Below are 19,522 nucleotides of genomic sequence, written 5' to 3' on the forward strand. Positions count from 1 at the left end.
ATCATGCCCATTAGAAATATCATTCAAAAAATACTGACGGGCAAAGACGAAACCCGCTTCGGCATAATCGCCGACAGTGAGGGTCTGAATTTTACCCTGCCCCAGAACCACTTGGCACAATGCCGCGCAAACAGGGCTGGCAAGTGGGCAATGCTGCAATACGTCACGTTAAAAATGCTGGAGGAGCAGGGCTATGCCGAACAGATTGTCGACGGCTACCTCATTCCTTCCGAGCCTGCGGTTGCCGTGGATGAGGAGGCAAAGAAGATACTGGAATTTCCCCCACCCTTTCCCGGAAGCTACTGCGTCAATATCACTGGTGAAACCTTCCGCAACACCTTTGCCGTGCAAATTATTCCAGTCAGGGAGGACGGCAGTGAATTGCCCGATTATGAACTGAAAGGCCCCTGTCTGCGCATCAGTTCCCAGGAAATATACCTGCTGAGCCAGGCCGAGTGGCTGGCCTTTGCAGCCCTGCGCACACACCAGCAACGTGCGGCGGATGAAAAAAACGAATGGCGCAACCTGCAACTGGTTGGCAGCTTGCAGGCCGCAAAAAAACTGGGCATGAAGATTGACTTGGCCCATTTTGACGAGCTGCATGTGCAAGAACCGGAAAGCGTGGGCGTAAATGCGGTCTTGCAGGCGGACGGCAGCCTGCACTTGACACCCACTTTTGCCACCGGGCTTGACCCGGAGGAAATTCGCAAACGGCTGGGCCAGTTGCAATCGCCCGGCAAGACGATGCAGGATTTCGCCGTTATCCGTGTCCAGCAGCAGATTGTGGTGCTAGACGAAAAGCGACTGGAAGCGGCCCACGAAATCCTGACCAACCGCACTATCCCCAAGGAGCAGGTCAAGAAATTTCTGGAAACACCATCTGCCTTTCTGGATGCCAGTCTGGTTGACCTAGACACTGGCTTTTCCCTGCGGGTGCATGGCGCGACCGTGTTTCGGCCCGCCTATTTTGGAGCAACCGATGAATCTGGCATTGACTGGTTTGAACAGGCTGCACAGGGCCGGATTTATCCGCCCAACGAGCTGGAAAAACTGGTGACCTGCGAAGAGCTCCCCCAACTGCGCAAACAGCTTGAAGAAACCTTCAAGGCCGGGGCCACACTGCTCCTCTGGGCAAACAAGACCATTGACGTTGCCGATACCGTAGCGGTTGAATGCGTCATCAAGAGGATTGAAAAAAAATGCGCGGGCGAGGCGAAACCAAGGCAAGGTGCAGGCGAAAAACAACCGGGACCCGGCAAGGACGGTGAAGGGAACGAGTCTGTTGTTGTGGATATTACCCTAAACGACTTTGAGGCTGACGAAATTCCGGCTTTCATACGAAACGCAGCTTACAAGGGTGCGATTGACTATGCCCCGCTGAAGCGCCGCCCCTTTCCGCATCAGGACGAAGGCATTCGCTGGATTTTGGGCCTTGCGGAACGCAGTTTCCCGGCGCAGGCGGAACAGGAAAGCCACGGCGCTTTGCTGGCCGACGACATGGGCTTGGGCAAAACCTACATGTCCTTGGTCGCGGTTGCGGAATACTACCGCCTATGCCGGGAAAAGCAGGTAGTGGAACGCCCAGTGCTGGTCGTGGTGCCGCTCACCCTGCTGGAAAACTGGCAAGAGGAAATTGCCCAGACCTTCCACGAAAGTCCCTTTGCCGATGCCGTGCTTTTGCAGGCGGATGCGGATTTGAGCAAGTTCCGCATTCAGGGCGGAGGCGTGGAAACCAGGCAGGATGCGGGCAAGCGGCATACGTCCATAATCGAAATGCCCTTTCCCATGGAACTCTCCCCAACCACATTGGAAGACGCCATCCGCTATTCCCTCAAAACCGGCAAAAATTTTGGTCAAGAACGTCTGGATTTGCCAAAGCGTCTGGTACTGACCACCTACCAGACTTTGCGGGACTATCAGTTTTCTCTGTGCCGTGTTGACTGGTCGTTTGTTATCTTTGACGAGGCACAGCACATCAAAAATCCGAACACCCTGGCAACCCGTGCGGCCAAGGGACTGAAGGCACAATTCAAATTGCTGGCAACTGGCACGCCTGTGGAAAACAGCCTACGCGATTTCTGGTGCCTCATGGACACCGCCAAACCGAATCTTTTAGGAGCCTACCAAAATTTCCGGCAGGAATACATCGCCCCTATCACCCAGGCAGGACCGGATGAAGTTGCCGGGGTGCGACAGGCTATGGGCCTGAAACTGCGGCGCAAGGTGGGTGCGCTCATGCTGCGGCGGCTCAAGGAAGAGCAACTGCAAGGATTACCGCAAAAGCATATTTTTGCGGGCACTGAAGAGGTGGAAGAACTCGGTGGCCAGTACGATCCCAATCTCGCCCGAGAAATGTTGGGTGAACAGCGGCAGCGCTACGACACGGCCATTGACACAGTGGTGGAACTGCAGCAACAGGGCAGCAGAAACAACCCTGTGCTGGCCGGTCTGCATCAGCTGCGGGACATCTCGCTGCATCCACGTCTGTCAAACAACGGCCTCTTACCCACGCCCAAAAATTCCAACGAAGCCCGTGACAACATGGCGCTTTCCGGCAAGCTGGCTGTGCTTTTGGACCTGCTGAATCAAATCAAAAAGCGAAACGAAAAAGCGCTGCTCTTTCTCATCAACAAGCGGCTGCAAAGTTTTCTCAAAATCGCACTGGGTCGCATCTACGGCATCAATGTGGAAATCATCAATGGCGACACGCCGGCGCTTGCCAGAGCAGCCCAGAATGCCGAGCGCACGCGGAAAGGCATTATTGATGCCTTTTCGGCTGAACCGGGCTTTGGGGTCATCATCATGTCGCCCATTGCCGCCGGCACAGGTCTGACCGTGGTTGCGGCCAACAACGTAATTCATCTGGAGCGACACTGGAACCCGGCCAAGGAAAACCAGGCCACAGACCGGGTGTACCGCATCGGCCAGACTCGCAATGTCAACATTTACCTGCCCGTACTTACCCACCCGGACAAGCCGTCTTTTGACGTGAACCTGCACCGGCTCCTGGCAAAAAAAGTGACGCTCAAGGACGCGGTGGTCACGCCGGAAGAGGTAACACCCGAAGAGATGGGTCGCGCCAACTTCCCCGGGGCGGGCAATCAGGAAGATTCAACGCGACCCTTGCGGGGCAGTGATTTGGAACGGCTGTCGCCAAGGGAATTTGAGGCTCTCTGTGCGGAAATTTATGGGGCCAGCTTGCAGGGCACGGCATTGTTAACGGCCAACCACGACTTTGGCGCGGATGTGGTGGTTTTTGATAAAAACGGCAACGCCCTGATTCAGTGCAAACATCAACAGAACGCGGCTAGGCCCTGTGACCGCCGTACAGCCCTACAAGAAATTTACAGCGCGAAGCCCAAGTATGAAGAAAGAACCGGAAAAACTTTTGCCACTCTGATTGTGGCCACCAACGCCTGCTGTTTCTCCAGACGAGTCATACAGGAAACACAGCCCTACGGGGTCAGGCTGGCTACTCAAAAAGATATGGACGAGTTGCTGCAACAGTATCCTGTTTGCCGCCGGAGAATCCAACAACGCCTGCTGGCCGAACGCTTCTAAACAGCTCGTTGAAAAAATCGCAACAATGTGCATTGCGAGTAAAAACTTCGTAACGCAGAGGAGTAACTCACTTATTCTGCATTACTTGGAATTTGAAATTCCTGTAGCTTGGGAACTGAAATATAGTTTTTCAGCGGGTTGCTAAACGCCAACCTGCCCGCGTACCAGGCGAGGCCGGCATCATGGCACGGGCCGGGCACTTTGCCCGGGTGGCGAAAAAATGGCAAGCCTGGGTCTCCCCTGATCTGGAAACAGGGCCGCTATCAGCCGATTCTCCAGATCATACAGATAGTACGTGGTCTTCGTGCCTACGCTCTTCCGAACCCGCCAGTTCTGGCTGTCATAGCCGTAGCCGGCTACCACGTGCCCGTTCCGCCGGACTGTTTTCAGACGACCCAGCCGCATCCCAGCCGAAGCTGCGTACCCCGTCAGAGAGCAGGCGCAGGCTGCGTCATAAGTATAGCCCGCTCCTCCGCGTACCGCCAGTTGATTGTTGACCCCATCGATGCTGTAGCTCTCGCTGCCCGATTCCACAGCAGGCACGCTCGGCCCCCTAGCCCCCGCCGCCTGGCCGGGCCCGTTGCGGCTGGAGTCGACAACAGGCCTGCGCACCTCTTTTAACAGGCCGCATTCGCCCCGGCAGAGTAGTGCCAACGAGAACGGCAGTGGCCTTTTGCGACAGTATGTTCCAAGGGGCATCAGCTTGCACGAGATCACGGGAGCACTGCCCAGAAACATCGCAGAACGGCTGAATGACCGACCTCGCAACCGGTCAAGCTACCAGAGTCCCGCTGCAGTTTTTAACCAGGCCCGCACGGCTGCACTTGGCTGTTGCATTCATCCCCCAAAAAACGGATCTTGTTGCGGCGAGCGTTTTTCAAAGGAGCGCATCGGGCTGCCCGCGTTTCCCCAGCCTGATTTCAGCCGGCCTGCGTCTGGGCCGGAGCAGGGGCGCCTGGCGGGTTCGTTGGCGCTGGTCTGGGTGGCGCTGCCGGCGCAGTTTTGGGTGGAGCCGGGTTCGTTGGCGCTGGCCTGGCTGGTGCTGCCGGCACGGCTTTGGGTGGAGCCGGGTTCGTTGGCGCTGGCCTGGGTGGTGCTGCCGGCACGGTTTTGGGTGGAGCCGGCTTCGGCGGCGCCGCCTTGGCCGGGGCGCTGGCCTGCGTTTTGGCCGACGATTCAAGGGCAGGCGGCGCGGCCGCGGTGGCAGCCTTCTTCTCCACCGTTTTTTCCACCTGCGCTGCTGGCTTTATGCCCAGGCAGGCGTCCAGACTGCCACTCTGCCAGAGCCAGTAACCCGCGCCCAAAAGCAGGGTCAGCAGCAGGCAGAGCCACAGGCAGCCACTGTTGCCCCTCTCGTCGCGGAAAGGATCGAGCATCGCCTGGCGCTCGATGTTGGGAGGCGGTACGGCCATGGCGGTGAGCGCACGGCCCATCTTGATGTTGATGGGCAAAAGGCTGTTCACCGCCCAGCCGGAGGCCTCCAGCACCGGACCCAGCGTGCGCTTTCGGAACTTGAGCCAGGCCATGAAGACGGATGGCCCGGAAATGACGAGGAAGATGCCCAGGAGCAGGAGCGGGAACTGCCACCAGCGCAGGGCAAACAGGGCCTGCGCAATGCTGCCCGCTGCCGTGCCGAGTGCGCCCAGGGCGATGCCCACGGCTGCGAAGATGCCCACATTCCTGCCCATGTCAAAGGGCTGTCCGCCGGGCTTGGGCATGGCGGCCGTCGTCACCGCGCTTTGGGTCGATTTCAGCCCTTCCTGATCCTTGTTGGCGGCGAATTTTTCCACTTGCGCGCCAATGAACCGGCTGACGCGCTTGTAGGGCGCCCAGACGGCCTGCCGGAAACTGATGGGGTTGCGCACGATTTTAACCAGGGTGGCGTCCCAGTCCCCGCCCGTGTTGTCGACAAAGACACCGTTGCGGCCCTCTACAAGGACATCGTCGTCGCCTGCGGTCATGGCCGCCATGATGGTGCGCCTGCCGGGCGCCGCGGCTACATCCCGGCGGGTGCATTCGCAATACAGAAGACACATCTGACTCATGGCCGCAAGCTTGCTGTGCGCCTCGACGGCTTCAACCGGCACGCAGAGCTGGCAGGAGCGGCCGTCCAGATACAGGGTGCCGGCGCGAAAGAGCAGATTGGGGCGCAGGGCGTAGAAATCGTGGAAGGACACGAAATTCATGAGCAGGCGGTGCAGATGCAGGAAGTACAGCACCAGCCGCTCCAGATCGGCAATGGCTGCGATGGCGGCGCTGCTGCCCAGATCCTGCTCGCACCGGGACAGAAAGCGCTCCCGGACCTCCTGGGCCAGCAGACGCTGCACGCCCTGCTCGCCCAGGGCGTCGATGGCTGCGGCCGGGTTGACCGGCGGGGCAAAGGCTCCGTCCTCGCAGACCTGCACTTCCGGGCGGGCGGCCAGGGCAGCGCCGTAGGGCGCGAATGCCGCCTGCACGGCTTTCCAGGCGCTTTCCGACAGTTCGCCGGCATCCTGCAGCAGTGGGGCCACGAGCCTGGCGAAACGCTGCACCCGCTCGCGCCAGATGGGGTTGAGCCCCGTTTTCAGAGGCAGGGCGGCCTCCGGGGCGACTCTGGCAAGGGGCAGTGCGGCCAGGACTTCCGCGTCAATGTCCAGGCGCTCCGCCGGGTTGATGGCCGCATGCAGGCGCTCTTCCGCATTCAGGGGCGTTTCGGCCCGGGGTGCGAAGGCCGCCAGGCTGCAGCGGAGAAAAAAGTCGTCCACCTTGGGCCGGATTTCCTCCAGGAGCGCCCAGGCCGCATCTGTTTCGGGCACCGGATGCGGCGCGGCGTCCACAACCTCCCGGCGCCAGTGCTGCCAGTTTTCCAGCTCCTGCACCAGGGCCTCGGCCAGCGGCCGGTTCAGACCGGCTGCGCCGCTGGCATCCCTGGCGCCGCCCACAATGGCCAGGCCTGCGCTCACAAAGGCCCGCACCGCATCGTCCAGCTCAGGCACAGGCGGAAAAACGCCGTCGCCATTGCAGGACTGGCCGGCCGCATCTGTCATGGCCTGGGCCACATCCTCCTGGGAGAGCTCCTCGTCATCCGGCCGGCCCAGTTGGGTGAGCACGGTGCGGGCCGTGGCCAGCAGTTGCCTACCGGCCTCGCTGCCGGTATCGATGGCGGCCAGAGGCATGGCGCTGGACTGGCTGCCGGGGTCGGCCGTGTCTTTGAGGCGGGAGGCCAGCCATTCCACGGCATCCAGCACTTCGGGCATGCGAATGCGGCCGTCGCCGTTGCTGTCCAGCAGACGCATGGTGCGCTGGTCGAACTCGACGCCTGTGGCCGGGCAACTGAGGGCACCCCAGAGTTTGGGGTCGAGTTCGCGCAGCCGGCGCAGTTCGGCCATGGTGCTCAGGGTCGCCTGATCGGTGCCGCCCATGCGGCGGCAATGCCAGGTAAAATTATGTGCTTTGTCCGACATGACAGTGCCTTTTGGAGAATGGATTGCAGTGCTCAACGGGCGGGAGCGGGGCTGCCTCATGAAGGGGCGCTTGCTGTGGCCAGTCTGACCGGGCCCCACTTACGCGGGGCATATATACGGCAAAATGAAAAAATGGAAACAGCTTTCAGCGGGCAAGGGCTGAGCTCCGGATCAGCGCGCTGCGGCCCGGGCCTGCCGCTCCACTTCATCCACCAGGGTCTTCGTGGCCGCATCGTCCGGCAGGGAGGCGTCCAGGGGAAGAAAACGCTGGCTGAAACCGGAAACCGCCCTGCCCTCCGGCACAAGCGCCCCCCCGGCCTGGTGCCGCCAGCGGCCCGGGCCCTGCCAGTCGATGTGCAGAAGGCCCAGGTATTTGCCCCGGGTCGAAGTCTGGCTGATGAGCGCATGGCCCACCTGGGTCGGGGGCAGATTGCCCATCGTGTAGCCGGCCTGAAAGATGAGATCCAGACCCGGACAGGCGGTGGCGATCTTCTTGTTTTCGGTGAAGGGCTGGTTTGAAAGCAGAACCAGGAGATGGGCCTCTGGCCGGAGTTTTTGCACCAACTGCGGCAAGACCTCCTGCCAGGGCCGGAGCCGGCATCCTGACGGAACCCTGGCCTGCGGATCGGTCAGCGCCAGTACCGTTACCCTGAGCTGCCCCGCCTGCACCGTGGTGAATGCCGGAAAGAGCAGCGCTCCGCTCTGGCTGTCCACCAGATTGGCGGAGAGCCAGGTAAAGCCGTCGCCCGCGATGGCCCGCAGGAATCCCGGCCCGGCAGCCAGATCGTTTGCGGCAATGCCGGCAATGCCCAGGCCCATCTGCCGGTTTGCGGCCACCACGCCCCGTGCCCGGATGCGCGCGGCCAGGGCCTGCCCCGCTTCGGCCGGCAGTTCCGGCTTTCTGAAGGCCAGATTGCCGGCATCCAGGGCCAGCAGCGGGCTGCCCCCGTTCTGTGTGCGGAGCGCCTGCAGGCGGGCGGCCTTGCGGGCCAGACCTCCAATGTCGTAGCTGCAGCCGCAGGAGAGCAGCTCGCCCTGGTTGTCGTTGCCATAGACGATGCGGAGTTCCTGCGTCTGTGCGTATCCGGGCAGCAGGAGGAGGATGGCAAGCAGCAGGATCAGCCTGCCGTGCTCAAGTGCTTTTCTTGTCATGCCGAGTTCGTTCCCTGAGGATTTGCCGCCATTTGCGGAGGCGTTCGCCGACCAGCGCCTCGTAGCCCCGCCTGGTGGGTTCGTAGTAGATGGTGCCCGCCAGTTCGGGCGGCAGGTGTTCCTGGCTGACCAGGGCATCCCGGTTGTCGTGGGCGTACTGGTAGCCCTGGCCGTAGCCCAGGTCTTTCATGAGCCTGGTCGGTGCGTTGCGGATATGCATGGGCACCGGCAGACTGCCCGTGCGCCTGATGTCCGCCTGCACCTTGTAGGTCAGGGCGTAGACCGCGTTGCTTTTGGGCGCGGTCGCGAGGTAGACCGCCGCCTGATAGAGGGCCAGTTCGCCTTCCGGCGAGCCGAGCAGATGATAGGCCTCGCGGCAGTTGAGCGCGATCTGCAGGGCCTGGGGATCGGCGTTGCCCACATCCTCCGAGGCAAAGCGGATCATGCGGCGGGCAATGTAGAGGGGGTCTTCGCCTGCACTGAGCATCCGGCCCAGCCAGTAGACCGCAGCGTCGGGGTCACTGTCGCGCAGGCTTTTGTGCAGGGCGGAGATCAGGTTGTAGTGCTCCTCGCCGTCCGCGTCGTAGCGCAGGGTGCGTTCCTGCACCGCCTCCCTGGCCGCATGCAGATCGATTGCCAAAGCTGCGCCGCCCTGCCCCTTGCGCTCCAGGGTCAGCAGGGCGGCATTTTCCAGAAAATTCAGGCCCCGCCTGCAGTCGCCGTCAGCCGCATTGGCCAGAAAGTCCAGGGCCTCGGCGCTGATCGCCAGTCCCTGCGCTCCGAGACCCCTTGCGCTCTCCATGGCCCGCTGCAGCACCGTTTTGATGTGCGCAGGCGAAAGCGCATGGAGGACCAGCACCTGACAGCGGGACAAGAGCGGCGGATTGATGGCAAAAGAGGGATTTTCCGTGGTTGCGCCGATGAGGGTCAGCAGCCCGCTTTCCACGTGGGGCAGAAAGGCGTCCTGCTGGCCCTTGTTGAAACGGTGGATTTCGTCCACAAAGAGGATGGTGCTGCGTTGCTCCGTATTGCGCAGGAGGCGCGCCCTGTCCACAATGTCGCGGATCTCCTTCACGCCGGAGAGCACGGCGGAAAAAAAGACGAAGTTCGAGTCCGTGGCCCTGGCCAACAGGCTTGCCATCGAGGTTTTGCCCGAACCGGGCGGGCCCCAGAAGAGCAGCGAGGGCAGCCTGCCGCCCGCAAGGATCTGCCGGAGAAAGCGGCCTTCGCCCACCAGGTGCTCCTGACCCACATAGTCGTCCAGCGTTTCGGGCCGCATTCGTTCGGCCAGGGGAATATGGGGGGCAGAAGTGGTTTTCATGGGCACAGGCAGCAGGAAAGGGTCTTTCACGGGCCCCCTGCTTGCGGGGGGCCGGCGGCCGTGGTATTTTACAGCATTTCGTGTGGTTTGCCGCATTTTTTAATGTCCGGACAGGCGGAACGAGCGAGCGATGGAGAAAGGGACAGAAGGCATATTGGCACGCTATCTGGGGGCTGAAGCCGCGGCCCAGACCTGCGCCTGCCCGGAGCCGGCCCGCCTGGGCGCGGTGCGGCAGGCCTGTGTGCTGTTTGCCGATATGCGCCATTTTTCCCGTCTGGCCGAGCAGATGGAACTGCTGGCGCTGCGCCGTTTTCTGGGTGATTTTATGCAGCTCTTCGTGGACAGCGTGGAGGCGCGGGGCGGCATGGTCAACAAGTTTGTGGGCGACGGCGCGCTGGCGGGTTTTCAGCGGCCCGGCCCGGCAGCCCTGGCCGCACTGCGCCTGCATGAGGATTTTTTGCAGCTCCGCAGCCGCTGGCAGGCGGCGTCTGCCGCCGGATGCCGGGCTGCCTTTGCCGCGCTGGATCTGGCCGTGGGCCTGAGCTGCGGCGCGATTTTTCTGGGCAATGTGGGCGGCGGCGGCCGTTACGACTTCACGGCCCTGGGCGTGCCGGTCAATGTGGCGCAGCGGCTCGCGGCCGAAGCGGCGGAGGGTGGCGTTTACTGCACCGCCGCAGTCCGGGCGGAGGTGGACGCAGCCATTGCCGCCGAGGCCCTGGGCGCTGTCCAGCCACGGGGCATGAGCGCGCGGATCACGCTCTTCCGCCTGCGGCAGGGTTGAAACATGTGCACCATTTTTGCCGTCACCGGCCCGATTTTCGCCCTCATGGGTCTGGGCTTCTGCTGCGTGCGGCTGGGGCTGTTTCAGCGGGCCGACATGAGTGTGTTGGGCCGTTTTGTCATCCATGTGGCCCTGCCGGCGCTCCTGGTGTCTACCATCTCGCAGCGCGCGCCGGCGGAAATCTTCCGGGCCGACTATCTGTTGGCCAGTGCCGGCGGCACCCTCCTGGCCTTTCTGCTGGTGCTGGGTCTGGCGCTGGGCCCCCGGCGCCTGGGCCTGCAGCAGAGCGCCATTCGGGCCATGGGCGTTTCGGTGTCCAACAAGGCCTTCCTCGGCCTGCCCATCGTGGCGCAGGTTGTGGGAGGGGCTGCGCCGGTGGCGCTGGCCCTGAGCCTGGTGGCCGAAGACATTCTGGTCCTGCCGCTGGCCCTGCTGTTGACGGATTTGGGCGGGCGGCAGCGCCGCGGCCTGTGGGCGCTCTTGCTGGATATCGGCCGCTCGCTGGCAGGCAATCCGGTGATTCTGGCGATCTGCATTGGTCTTGCCCTGTCCCTGCTGCACGTGCAGGCGCCCGACCCGGTCCTGCGCCTGCTGGACATGCTGGGTCGGGTGGCCGCGCCGACCGCGCTCTTTGCCATTGGCGGCACGCTGGGCGGCAGCCTCGCCACCCTGCGTGCCTGCGGCTCATGCGGCGACATCGGCCTGATTGCCGGGGTCAAGCTGATCCTGCACCCCTTCCTTGTCGGGCTCCTGGCCCTGCACCTGCCGCTGTCGCCTGAAATGCGGGCCGCGGCGATTCTCTACGCCAGCATGCCCATGTTCAGCATCTATCCGCTTTTCGGCGCCAAATACGGGCTGGAAGTCTTCTGTTCGGCTACGGTGCTGCTGGGGACCAGCGCCTCCTTTATAACCATCAGCACGGCCATCTGGTGCGTGCAACACTTTGTGCTGTCATGATTATCCTGCATGAAATTCTGGCCTCCCGTCTCAAGCGCCCGGAGCTTTTGCAGACCTGCGCCCACGTGGTGGATTCCGGTCTGCCGGTCGTGGATCCGGCCAGCGGCGCGGTGCTGTGCCGGGCGCCGGCTGTGGGAGCGGAGGCGGTGCGGGCCGCGATTCTGGTGGCAGATCGCGCCCTGTTGGCCTGGAAGAAACTGGGTCCTGCCGCACGCTCCCGGCTCTTGCACGCCTATGCCGATCTGATCGCCGAAAACGTGGACGATCTGGCCGTGATTATGACCGCCGAGCAGGGCAAACCCGTGCCCGAGGCAAAGGGCGAGGTGGAGCATGGTCTGGAGTATGTGCGCTGGTATGCGGAGGAGGCCCGGCGGGTGTACGGCCAGGAGTGGCGGCTGGATGCGGGGCGTCGGATTCTGGTGCAAAAGGAGGCCCTGGGTGTGGCGGCAGCCATCACGCCCTGGAATTTCCCCTGTTCCACGCTCCTGCGCAAGATAGCGCCCGCACTGGCAGCCGGTTGCCCGGTTCTGGTCAAGCCGGCCAGCCAGACGCCGCTTTCGGCCCTGGCGCTTGCGGCGCTCTGGCAGGAGGCGGGCGGTCCGGCAGAGGTTTTCCAGGTGCTCGTGGGTGATGCCCAGGAGATCGGGCAGGTCCTCACCGAAAGTCCACTGGTGCGCGGCCTCAGCTTTACCGGCTCGACCGAGGTGGGCAGGCTGCTCATGCGCGCGAGTGCGGCCACGGTCAAGCGCCTGTCTCTGGAGCTGGGCGGCCACGCGCCCTTTATCGTGTTTGCGGATGCGGATATGGATGCGGCCCTTGCCGGCGTGCTGGCCTGCAAGTTCAGGAACAGCGGCCAGACCTGCGTCTCCGCCAACCGGCTCCTGCTGCAGGAGAGCATTGCAGAGGAATTTTGCGCCCGCCTGGTTCCGGCTGTTTCCGCCCTCAAAACCGGCAACGGCTTCGATGCGGGGGTCGATCTGGGGCCGCTCATCGATGAGGCGGCCATGGCCAAGGTGGAGCGCCATGTGGCCGACGCCCTGGCCAGGGGCGCCAGTCTGGCCTGCGGCGGCGGCCGGCTGACGGTGCCCGGCAATGCCGACCATTTTTTTGCGCCCACCCTGCTCGTGCAGGCCAGGCCCGATATGCTGGTCGCCCGGGAAGAAACCTTTGGCCCGCTGCTGCCGGTCCTCACCTTCAGGGATGAGGCCGAGGCCCTGCGACTGGCCAATGCCACGATCTACGGCCTAGCCGCCTATTTCTACAGCCGCGATGTGGCCCGGGTGCAGCGGGTGGCGGAGAGGCTGGCATTCGGCATGGTGGGCGTCAACACCGGCCGCATGTCTGCCGAGGCCACGCCCTTTGGCGGGGTCAAGCAGTCTGGCTTTGGCCGCGAGGGCGGGCATTTCGGCATCGACGAATTTCTGGAAATCAAAACCCTGCATCTGGGGCTATAGGCCCATGCTGTCGCTGTCCACCAGGGCAAAGGCATTGTGCCTGTGAATGGACTCGAAGCTCTCGACCGCCACCGAAAAGCGGTGGATGTCCGGATGGGCCGCCGCCTTTTGCGCCACCATGCGGGCCACGTCCTCCACGAACATGGGGTGCTCGTAGGCCCATTCGGTGACGAATTTTTCGTCCGGCCGCTTCAACAGCGTGTAGACCTGGCTGGAGCCGCAGGATTCGACCAGGGCGATCAGATCCTCCAGCCAGACGAGCGCTCTGGGCTGCACGGCAAGCCGCACGGCAGCCCGCTGGTTGTGCGCCCCGAAGCGGCTGATCGCCTTTGAGCAGGGGCAGAGCGTGGTTACCGGGACGAGTACCGTCAGCTCCGGCTCGCCTGTTTCGGCATCGCTGCCGGCGGCAAAGGCGCCGCGATACTCCATGAGGCTCTCCGTGCCGCTTGCCGGCGCGGTTTTGCGGATGAAGTAGGGAAAGCGCATGGCTATGCGGGCGCTTCTGGCCCCGAGCCGGGCCCGCACTGCGGCCAGAAGCTCCGGAAAGATGCCGCTGTGGATGTCCGGCAGCCGTTCTGCCAGCAGGTCCCGGATGAGAGCCGCCGGAGTTGCTGCCGGCGCGCCGGGGCAGGCGGCTTCAAGTTCGGCCCACAGACCGATGCTGGCCACGGTCTGCTGGATGCCGCCGCTTTTTTCCGGGATGCGCACCGGACAGGTGAAATCTGCAATGCCAACGCTGAACATGGGGGCCTCGCCTGGTGGATGTGACGCAGGCTTTAGCCGTTTTTTCCCGGTCCGGCAAGCTCCCTTTTTTGGCTGGGCCGGGCAAAAAGAGCCGGAATCGGCCTGAGGCCGGCCAGATAATGGCTGCCCGGCCGCTTTCTGTTTTGCGTTGCGGCAAAGTTACGGTATTGTACTGCCCATGAAGACGCTTGCGGATGCTGTGCGCATAGACAGGTGGCTCTGGGCGGCCCGTTTTTTCAAAACACGCTCGCTGGCGGCCAGGGCGGTCGCGGCCGGGCATGTGACGGTCTTTGGCCAGCATGTCAAGCCGGCGAAAATGGTGCAGCCGGGCGATCTGCTGGGCATCCGGGTCGGCTTTGCGGTCTATGGGGTGCGGGTGCTGGCGCTTGCCGGGCAGCGCGGACCTGCGGCGGTCGCCCGGCTTTTGTACGAGGAAACTCCCGAATCCGTGGCCCGGCGCGAAGCGGAGCAGGAGGCCAGACGGCTGGCGGGCGGCGGCGCTTTCCGGCCCGCCACCAGGCCGGAGAAGCATCAACGCCGGAAGATCCGGCAATTTTTGAAAAAAGAGTGAGGCATAGCATGCAAAAGGCGGAACGCGCGCTTATCAGTCTGACGGATAAAGATGGCTGCGCGGCATTTGCCGGCGCCCTGGCCGGGCTGGGGATAGAACTGCTCTCGACCGGCGGTACCGCGGGGGTGCTGAGAGCTGCCGGCTTGCGGGTGGTAGAGATTTCCGATTTCACAGGTTTTCCTGAAATGCTGGACGGCCGGGTCAAGACCCTGCATCCAAAGGTGCACGGCGGCATCCTGTTCCGGCGGGACAATGCCGAACACCAGCGCCAGTGCCTGGACAACGGCATTCTGCCGATCGACATTGTGGCGGTCAATCTCTATGCCTTTCGGGAAACCGTGGCCGATCCGGCCTGCACCCTGGACAATGCGGTCGAGCATATCGACATTGGCGGGCCCACGCTGCTGCGTGCGGCGGCCAAGAATTTTCACGACGTGACCGTTATCGTGGACCCGGCGGATTACCCGCAGGTTCTGGCCGAGCTGAAGGACAAGGGCCATACCGAACTGGAGACGCGCTTCAGGCTGGCGCGCAAGGTCTTTGCCCTGACCAGCGCCTATGATGCGGCCATCGGCCAATGGCTGGACAGGCTTGACCCGGCAAGCCTGCCCGGCTGCAGGGATTGACCATGCAGAAACTCGCGGTGCTGCTTTCGGGCAGCGGCAGAACACTGGACAATTTCCACCACTGCATCCAGGCCGGAAGCCTGCATGCCAAGATTCTGGTGGTGGTTTCCAGCAGCGAGAGGGCCCTGGGTTTGACAAAGGCCAGAAACTACGGCTACCCGGCCTTTGTGGCGAAGAACAATGCAGCCATCAACGAGATCCTCGCAAACTACGACCCGACGCTGATCGTGCTGGCCGGCTACCTGAAGCTCTACACGCCGCCGGCCGGACTGGCCCGTTCAGTGCTCAATATCCATCCCGCGCTCATCCCCTCCTTCTGCGGTCCCGGCTTTTACGGCCACCGTGTCCACGAGGCGGTCAAGGCCCGGGGCTGCACGGTCAGCGGCTGCACCGTGCATTTTGCGAACGAGCGCTATGACGCCGGGCCGATTGTGCTGCAGCGCTGCGTGGCCCTGGAGGAGGGCGACAGCCCGGACGACATTGCGGCCCGGGTCTTTGCGAAGGAATGCGAGGCCTATCCCCAGGCCATCAATCTGGTGGACCGGCGGGGCGTGGACTATTTCTGGAACAGGAGCACAGAATGCCTGCAAAAATCATCATGACGAGCTCTGACATCGAACGGAGCCTGAACCGCATTGCCCTTGAGATTGTGGAACACAATCCCAGACTCTCCGAACTCTCCATCATCGGGGTGCATACCGGCGGGGTGTTTTTGGCCCAGCGCCTGAAAGAGCGGATAGAGGCCACGGAGCCGGACAGCAGCCTGCCCTTCGGCACCCTGGACATCACCCTGTACCGGGACGACTGGAGCCTGATTTCCCAGAACCCGGTGGTGAAGAAGTCGGAGATCGGCTTTCTTATGGAAGAACGGCGGGTGATTCTGGTGGATGACGTCCTCTTTACGGGCCGCACCATCCGGGCCGCTCTGGACGCCATCATGGACTACGGCCGGCCCCTTGCCATTCAACTGGCCGTGCTGGTGGACCGCGGCGGCCGCGAGCTGCCCATTCAGCCGGACTATGTGGGCATGAGCGTGAGCGCCAGCCCGGGCGAGCGGGTGGACGTGCTGCTGGCCGAATCCGGCCAGGGCGATCGGGTACAGCTTTCCGGCCCCTGACCGGCCTTTTCCACGAATCCTGTCTTTGGATCCATCCATGCCTGCCCTTGCCACTCCGTCCATACCCGCCGATCTGGACGCCATTGTCCAGCGCATTCACGAGAAGATGGCGAACTACGAGCGCTACAACTTCTCGGCGGACCATAACGATTTTCTCAAGGCCTTCTTCGATCTGTCCCAGGAATACGACCAGATGGAGGATTTCTATCGCATCTGCGTGGCGGTCCCGCTCACCGTGGCGGCCATTCCCTGCGATCTCTATCTCTGCCGCAAGCCGGACGGCGTCCTGGAACTGGTCTGCTCCTGCGACTGCGGGCTGCTGCCCAGGCCGGAACCCGCCGCCTGGCCGGTGTACCTTTCGGAAATTTCCTATATCGACAGCGGCCACTTCGTGGCGCCGATTTTCAGCCACCACAGCGCCAGCCAAGGCGGCCTCATTCAGGGCGGCGTGGCCGGGCGGCAGCAGGAGGGCCGGGACCTCCGTCTCCTCGGCATGTTTGTGGTCCGCTGCAACGACCGGCTGAACGAGAACGACCGTTTTTTCCTGGGCAAATATGTCAACCGCATCGCCTACAATCTGGACAACCGCCTGCTGGCCCAGCAGAACGCAGACCGGCTGACCTTCATCAATACCCTGGTCGCGGACATCGAGCACAACGTGATCGTGCCCAACATGTACTTCCGCCACCTCTTTGGCCAGCTCAAAAAGCGCATTGCGGCCCTGCAGCTCATGCGCGAACAACTGGAGGAACTGGCGGCCCGGGATGGGCAGGACGCGCTGTGCAGCCATCATGCCGCCCAACTGCTGGACATCGAGGGCAGCCTGAAGAACGATTATCAGGAAATCGTCAAGCACCATGCCCACATGGCGCTCTTTATCGAAAGCCTGTTCCGGCGCGAGCACTTCGAGCAGGGCCGTCTGGTGCTTCGGCCCAGGCGCTGCTTTATCGAGAAGAGCATCATCATTCCCCAGCTGGAGCACTATGCGACCCGGCTCAAGGCCGCCCACATCAGCGTGGACAGGCCCATGAACATGGACCAGGAGGAAGTGCCCATCATGGTGGACATCGGGCTGCTGGCCCAGGTTTATGCCAATCTCTTCTCCAATGCCGCCAAATATACGCGGGAGATCGTCGATCACCGGGGCCAGTGCCGCAAGGCCATGGCCTATGGCCGGGAGCGGGTGGAGAATTTCCCGAAGGCCGGCCAGTACGGCATCAAGTTCAACGTCTTCACCACCGGCCCGACCCTGGATGAGGAAGAGGGCAACCGTCTCTTTCTGGAGGGCGCCCGCGGCGAAGGCGACGGCCCCCTGCCTGGCAGCGGCCACGGTCTGTCCTTTATCCGTCACGTGGTGGAGATGCATGGCGGCAAGGTGGGCTATGAGGCCACTGCCGAGGGCAACAACTTCTATTTCATTCTGCCGCTGCCCTGCAGCCAGAAGAAGAACGGGCATTGCCCCGACCGCTGCTGTTAACCCTTCCCCGTGACCCGCCCATGACTCCGGAACTGCTTGCCCCGGCCGGCACGGTGCCTGCCTTCGAGGCCGCGCTGGCGGCTGGTGCGGATGCCGTGTATCTCGGGGCGCCGGCCTGCAACGCCCGTGCCCTGGCCCGTGATTTTTCCTTTGCCGAAATCGGCGCCATGATCGCCATGGCCCACGAGCGCGGCAGGAAGGTGTATCTGGCCATGAACAGCCTGGTCAAGGAGCAGGAATTGCCGGCGGCCGTGACCACGCTCGCCCGCCTGGCGGCGCTGCGGGCCGATGGGCTGATTGTGCAGGATCTGGGGCTGCTGGCGCTGGCGCACCGGCATTTTCCCGAATTGCCGCTGCATGCCTCCACGCTGATGGCCGCCCACAATAGCCCTGCCGTGGCCTGTCTGGCCGGCCTGGGCTGTCGCCGGGTGGTGCTGGCCCGGGAACTCTCGCTGGCTGAAATCGGCCTTGTCGCCAGGCAGGCCGCCCGTTTGGGCGTGGCGATCGAGGTCTTCATCCACGGCGCGATGTGCTTCAGCTATTCCGGTCTCTGCCGTTTTTCCAGCCTGCACGGCGGCAGATCCAGTCTGCGCGGCCAGTGCGTGCAGCCCTGCCGCAGGCGCTATCAGTGGCTGGCCTCGGGGCAGGGCAAAAAAGGCGACCGGGGCAGCCGCGGCGGGGCCGGGCGGGGCCGGGAACGGCCGCCGCAGGAGGGGGGCTATCTTTTTTCCATGAACGACCTCTCGGCCGTCGATCAAGTCGACGCGCTGGCCCGGGCCGGGGTGGCCAGTCTGAAGATCGAGGGCCGCCTGAAGTCCGTGGCCTATGTGGCGCATACGGTGCGGGCCTATCGGCTGGCCCTGGATGCGCGGGCGGAGCCGGACGAGCGGCGGCGCGCCGGGATGCTGAGCGAGGCCAGGGCCGCATTGGCCGCCGCCATGGGCCGCCGGAGCGGCAGCGGCTTTTTCCTGCCCGGCGCAGCCCAAAGCGCCAGGCTGATCAGCCCGGAGCAGTCCGGCAACACCGGCACGCCGGTGGCCACTCTGCTGGACCTGAAGCCGCTGCGCTCCGGGAACCGGAAGCTGGTGCGGGTGCTGGCCCGCCTGCAGGCGCCGCTGCGCTCCGGTGATCGTCTGCGCCTGCACGAGGAACGAAGCGATGCCCGTATCGCCTTTACCCTGCGCGAATTCAGGGCAGCCGGGCGATCATCCGCCGCGGCCGGGGCCGGGGCAACCGTGGAAATGCTCGTGGAGGATGCAGCACTTTTGGCCCTCAGGCCGCCTTTTCACGGCAAGCTTTACCGGGTTGACGTCAGCGGCCGCAAGGAGCGGCCCAGTCCGGAGCTGGCCCAGTTGGTGGCCAGATTCAGCGCGGAAGACGAAAGGCTGCGCCGTCTGGCCCAGGCCCGGGCCCAGGCGCTCATGCCACCGCAGGCGGAGCGGCCACCGGCTGTGTTCAGGCCCGCCAAGGCAGCAGCCAGGGCGCAGTGGTGGCTCAGAGTCGCCACGCTGACGGCTCTGCGCGAGCGCCTGCCCTTTGCGGTCAGCCGGGTGCTGCTCGACCTGAACGCCGGGAACCTGGAGCTGGCCCTCTCCGGCCAGCTACGCCGCCTGCTGCGCGGCCCCAAACTGAGCTTCGCCCTGCCGCCGCTCATGCAGGAGGCCAGTCTGGAATCCTGGCGCGCCAATCTGGCCCGTCTGCAGGCCGCAGGCTATACGTCCTTTCAACTGGGACATCCGGGCCAGGTCCAGCTCTTTGCCCAGCCCGGGAAACTGGAACTCTTCGGCGACGCCTCCTTCAACCTGCTGAACCATCAGGCCCTGGCCGCTGCGGCCGGGCTGGGCTTTAAGGGCCTGCAGTTTTCGCTGGAAAGCGACCGGGAGACCCTGCATGCCGCCCTGGCCGCCCGGGCAACCCACCTCTGCGCTGTGGGCCTCCTGGTCTATGGCCGGCCGGCGCTCTTCACCGCCCGGGCCCAATCGCCCCACTTCCAGGGCCGTTACGCCCTGCAGAGTCACCGGGGCGAGCGCTATGCGCTGAAGAGCGGCGAGGATGGCGTGAGCCTCTTTGCCAAAGAGCCCCTGTCCCTCCTGGCCCATGGCCGCAGGCTCCTGACCAGCGGGCTCGATTATCTGGTGGTCGATCTCAGTTGCGGCCACCCAAAACAGGAGGCCCAACTGGTGACGGCCCTGTGGAGCGGCAAGGGCGAGCTGCCCCCGCACCTTGCCGGCAACTACAACGGCCTGCTCGCATAACAACAAACACAGGTTTCTTCCATTCCTTCTGCCCGGCGCTGGAGCGCCCCGGAGTCCACAGGC

Annotated in this window: 14 protein-coding genes and 1 pseudogene; 10 read left to right on the forward strand and 5 right to left on the reverse strand. The window is 63.6% G+C overall.

Annotation, left to right across the window (positions count from 1 at the left end; all coding sequences use genetic code 11):
• Nucleotides 1-3: 3 nt before the first annotated feature.
• Nucleotides 4-3,561, forward strand: coding sequence for an SNF2-related protein (locus tag CAY53_RS11990; RefSeq protein WP_181040304.1), 3,558 nt, complete (start codon nucleotides 4-6; stop codon nucleotides 3,559-3,561).
• Nucleotides 3,562-3,741: 180 nt separating this feature from the next.
• Here the strand turns inward: CAY53_RS11990 and CAY53_RS12805 are convergent, their stop codons facing one another.
• The 4 genes from CAY53_RS12805 to CAY53_RS12010 all read right to left on the reverse strand — a co-directional run bounded on the left by CAY53_RS12805 (nucleotide 3,742) and on the right by CAY53_RS12010 (nucleotide 9,477).
• Entirely contained in the window at nucleotides 3,742-4,104 is a 363-nt protein-coding gene (locus tag CAY53_RS12805) for a hypothetical protein (RefSeq protein ID WP_146106518.1), read from the reverse strand.
• A gap of 377 nt (nucleotides 4,105-4,481) precedes the next feature.
• Complete coding sequence (locus tag CAY53_RS12000) at nucleotides 4,482-7,004, reverse strand: hypothetical protein (protein WP_104937301.1); 2,523 nt, start codon at nucleotides 7,002-7,004, stop codon at nucleotides 4,482-4,484.
• 171 nt (nucleotides 7,005-7,175) lie between these two features.
• On the reverse strand, nucleotides 7,176-8,156 hold the full coding sequence (locus CAY53_RS12005) for a bifunctional UDP-sugar hydrolase/5'-nucleotidase (RefSeq protein ID WP_104937302.1): 981 nt from the start codon (nucleotides 8,154-8,156) through the stop codon (nucleotides 7,176-7,178).
• On the reverse strand, nucleotides 8,137-9,477 hold the full coding sequence (locus CAY53_RS12010; RefSeq protein WP_104937560.1) for a replication-associated recombination protein A: 1,341 nt from the start codon (nucleotides 9,475-9,477) through the stop codon (nucleotides 8,137-8,139). Before CAY53_RS12010 ends, CAY53_RS12005 begins: the two co-directional genes overlap by 20 nt.
• 130 nt (nucleotides 9,478-9,607) lie before the next feature.
• Here CAY53_RS12010 and CAY53_RS12015 point away from each other — a divergent pair, with 130 nt between their 5' ends.
• The 3 genes from CAY53_RS12015 to CAY53_RS12025 are packed head-to-tail and all read left to right on the forward strand — an operon-like array spanning nucleotide 9,608 to nucleotide 12,669.
• Nucleotides 9,608-10,258 carry an adenylate/guanylate cyclase domain-containing protein gene (locus CAY53_RS12015; RefSeq protein ID WP_104937303.1) on the forward strand — a complete coding sequence of 217 codons (651 nt, stop codon included), beginning with the start codon at nucleotides 9,608-9,610 and terminating at the stop codon, nucleotides 10,256-10,258.
• A gap of 3 nt (nucleotides 10,259-10,261) precedes the next feature.
• Complete coding sequence (locus CAY53_RS12020) at nucleotides 10,262-11,215, forward strand: AEC family transporter (protein WP_104937304.1); 954 nt, start codon at nucleotides 10,262-10,264, stop codon at nucleotides 11,213-11,215.
• A 14-nt stretch (nucleotides 11,216-11,229) separates the two neighbouring features.
• On the forward strand, nucleotides 11,230-12,669 hold the full coding sequence (locus tag CAY53_RS12025) for an aldehyde dehydrogenase family protein (protein ID WP_181040472.1): 1,440 nt from the start codon (nucleotides 11,230-11,232) through the stop codon (nucleotides 12,667-12,669).
• Here the strand turns inward: CAY53_RS12025 and CAY53_RS12030 are convergent.
• Nucleotides 12,664-13,413: a GTP cyclohydrolase I FolE2 gene (locus tag CAY53_RS12030; RefSeq protein WP_104937306.1), complete on the reverse strand. Its 750-nt coding sequence runs from the start codon at nucleotides 13,411-13,413 to the stop codon at nucleotides 12,664-12,666. The genes CAY53_RS12025 and CAY53_RS12030 overlap by 6 nt on opposite strands.
• Before the next feature lie 178 nt (nucleotides 13,414-13,591).
• On the opposite strand from CAY53_RS12030, the gene CAY53_RS12035 reads away from it, so the two are divergent.
• From CAY53_RS12035 to CAY53_RS12060, 6 genes and pseudogenes are all read left to right on the forward strand, one after another.
• Nucleotides 13,592-13,984 (forward strand): RNA-binding S4 domain-containing protein, encoded by a 393-nt coding sequence (locus tag CAY53_RS12035; RefSeq protein WP_104937307.1) that lies wholly within the window; start codon nucleotides 13,592-13,594, stop codon nucleotides 13,982-13,984.
• An 8-nt stretch (nucleotides 13,985-13,992) separates the two neighbouring features.
• Nucleotides 13,993-14,568 (forward strand): annotated as a pseudogene (locus tag CAY53_RS12040) (IMP cyclohydrolase); the annotation flags it as partial.
• 44 nt (nucleotides 14,569-14,612) lie between these two features.
• Nucleotides 14,613-15,212, forward strand: a complete 600-nt coding sequence (gene purN, locus CAY53_RS12045) for a phosphoribosylglycinamide formyltransferase (RefSeq protein ID WP_104937309.1) — start codon at nucleotides 14,613-14,615, stop codon at nucleotides 15,210-15,212.
• The gene (gene pyrR, locus CAY53_RS12050; RefSeq protein WP_104937310.1) at nucleotides 15,191-15,727 is read left to right on the forward strand and encodes a bifunctional pyr operon transcriptional regulator/uracil phosphoribosyltransferase PyrR; all 537 of its coding nucleotides are present in this window, start codon (nucleotides 15,191-15,193) and stop codon (nucleotides 15,725-15,727) included. Before purN ends, pyrR begins: the two co-directional genes overlap by 22 nt.
• Nucleotides 15,728-15,764: 37 nt before the next feature.
• Complete coding sequence (locus CAY53_RS12055) at nucleotides 15,765-17,204, forward strand: sensor histidine kinase (protein WP_104937311.1); 1,440 nt, start codon at nucleotides 15,765-15,767, stop codon at nucleotides 17,202-17,204.
• Between the two features lie 20 nt (nucleotides 17,205-17,224).
• Nucleotides 17,225-19,459, forward strand: a complete 2,235-nt coding sequence (locus tag CAY53_RS12060) for a peptidase U32 family protein (RefSeq protein WP_104937312.1) — start codon at nucleotides 17,225-17,227, stop codon at nucleotides 19,457-19,459.
• Nucleotides 19,460-19,522: the final 63 nt, after the last annotated feature.

This window comes from Desulfobulbus oralis (genome assembly GCF_002952055.1).
GTDB classification, from domain to species: Bacteria; Desulfobacterota; Desulfobulbia; order Desulfobulbales; family Desulfobulbaceae; genus Desulfobulbus; species Desulfobulbus oralis.